This window comes from Mesorhizobium sp. M5C.F.Ca.IN.020.32.2.1 (genome assembly GCF_004023105.1).
GTDB classification, from domain to species: domain Bacteria; phylum Pseudomonadota; class Alphaproteobacteria; order Rhizobiales; family Rhizobiaceae; genus Mesorhizobium; species Mesorhizobium wenxiniae.
In genome coordinates this window covers 1-2,182 of sequence record NZ_RZSX01000981.1, presented here as the reverse complement: position 1 = coordinate 2,182, position 2,182 = coordinate 1, and the positions used below count along the sequence as shown (strand labels likewise).

General features: G+C 62.8%; 3 protein-coding genes and 1 pseudogene. All 4 read right to left on the bottom strand.

Annotated elements, in window-relative coordinates; genetic code table 11:
• On the bottom strand, positions 1-298 hold a 298-nt coding region (locus EOA86_RS31770), incomplete at its 3' end, for a DUF1203 domain-containing protein (protein ID WP_128345218.1).
• Positions 299-375: 77 nt separating this feature from the next.
• A complete protein-coding gene (gene dapB, locus EOA86_RS31765; RefSeq protein WP_128345217.1) occupies positions 376-1,182 on the bottom strand; it encodes a 4-hydroxy-tetrahydrodipicolinate reductase in 807 nt (268 codons plus the stop codon).
• A 245-nt stretch (positions 1,183-1,427) separates the two neighbouring features.
• On the bottom strand, positions 1,428-1,985 hold the full coding sequence (locus EOA86_RS31760) for an OmpA family protein (RefSeq protein ID WP_128345215.1): 558 nt from the start codon (positions 1,983-1,985) through the stop codon (positions 1,428-1,430).
• 100 nt (positions 1,986-2,085) lie between these two features.
• Positions 2,086-2,182, bottom strand: a pseudogene (locus EOA86_RS40820) (GNAT family N-acetyltransferase); the annotation flags it as partial.

Here is a 2,182-nt window from a genome sequence, read left to right as displayed (position 1 = left end):
CGATGTAGTCGGCGCTTTCGAGCATTTCTGGAAGCGCCTCCGCTTCGGCAGCGCGCTCGCATTCTTCGGCATGCAGAAAGATCGGACCGGTCTCGGCGAAGGGCTGCAATTCCGGGAATGGCCGGTAAGCCAGGACGAGATAGGCTTCTCCAGCGGCCACGTTCTTCAGGCAGTGGCGGCAAGGCACGCCGTCACCGTCGGATATTTTCCGCTCTGGTATCAGGCCATAGGCGTCCGGCGCGCCGCGCTGCAAGGCTCTGACATCTTCCGTGGGCAAGGCTTTGAACTGGATGGTCATGGCGAAATCTCCGGTGTCGTCGACCGAAAATTACGCCGCTGCGTCAGCGTCTCCCACCCGATTCCTGCCAATTTGGATCAGTCCATCAAGGCGTCGAGACCGCGCACCAGCCCTGTGATCTCCTGTACCCGCCTGATAGCGAGCAGCGTGCCGGCCACGTAAGGAGCAGCGGACGAGCCGGCGTCGTGACGAATGGTCAGCCGCTCGTCGGGCAGGCCGAACAGCGCCTCACAGGACAGGATGTACGAAGGCAGGCGAAGCGCATGCACCTGCACCCCCTCGCCCGTACCGACCGCCGCACCGCGGGTTCCCGGCACACCCGAGACCTCCGAGACCGGACGCGCGGTCGAAGCCTTGCGGACATCGGCCAGCGCTTCGGCAAGCTCGCGCGCGGTGCCGGACGGCGCGTCGGGTTTCTTGGCGCTCGCATAGTCGATCACCTCGACATCCGGCACGTATTTTGCCGCCATCAGTGCAAACCGCTTCATCAGCGTGGCGGTGATTGAAAAATTGCCGGCTGCAATGACGCCGACACGATTGGCGCGTGCTGCAGCGTCGAGCTCGCCGAAATCGGTCGCACCCAGCCCCGACGTGCCTATCACAACGTGCCGTCCTTTTTCTATGGCCAGCAGCGCATGGTCTTTCACCAGATACGGCTTGGTGTAGTCGACCAGCACGTCCGACGGCACCTCCAGCGCCTCGGCCAAAGAGGCGGAAACGGTGATGCCGTTGGCCGGCATGCCAACCAGGAGGCCGGAATCCTGCCCCGCGCTGCTGCGTGACACAGCCCCGGCCAGTGCCATGTCGCCTTGCGCCCCGATCGCCGGAACCAGCGCCTTGCCGACCCAGCCGGTCGCACCGGCCATCACCACCCGTATCGTCATCTTTTGGTCCTCCATCACCATCGAGCTTTGACCGACAGCGATATGTAAAGAGCGCGGCTCATTAAAGCCAGGCTCGTTTCCGGGTGTTGATCCAGACCGCAGTGACTGAGCCTGTTCGAACATCGCAGTGGCAAGTCAGATGATGGTGTCTTCGAGAACCGGAGCGGAGCGGAGATTCAGGTCCGTGAGCACCGGAAGCGCAGAAGACGCCTTCAGATGGCCGCCAATGCGGATTTCGGACAGGCTCAGCGGATGAAGTCGTCGAAGCGGCGGAGCGTCACCCGGCGATTGCGCCAATTCTCGTTCTGCGTCTGCACGAGCAGGAATTCCTCGCCGTAGCCGACGGTTTCCAGCGTATAGCCCGGCACGCCGAATTCGCGAACCAAGGTGCGCTTCAGCGAGGCGGCGCGCTGTTCGGACAGGATCTGGTTCGATTGGAAGGAGCCAACCGCGTCGGTATGGCCTTCGATCAGCACGCGGGCGCCGGGGTCGCGCCGTAGGATGCGCTGAAGCGCATCGGCGATGTTTTCGATCTTGCCATATTGCGATTCGGAGATGGCCGCCGACCCAAAGGCGAAATTGATCGACTGGATATCGATCGAACGGGCCATGCGCCGCAGGTCCGGCCGCCTCTTGAATTCGCGGATGGTGACGCGCTGGTTCGGGCGCAGCTTAACGCGGGGCGAGGCCTCGAGCTGACGCTCGATCGTCGCCGCCGAAGGCGTGGTTGCCTGAGCGGCGGCAAGGGTCGGCATGGCGAGGGCCGCAACCAGCGGGGTGGCAAATGTGCGTCGGGTCAGCATGTCTTTTCTCCTTCGCCCTCGGCCCGCATTGATGGTGCCGGCAAGATGGCGAAGACAAGCTGAAGCATTGATGAACAATAGGTTCAGTTTGCGGAGAAAATCATGGCCGCATGACACTGGCCGCACGCTCGGCGAAGGTCATTGGATGCACGATCTCCTTCTTTTGCGCGACCGGTGCAAAGCCGAGCTTCTGGTAG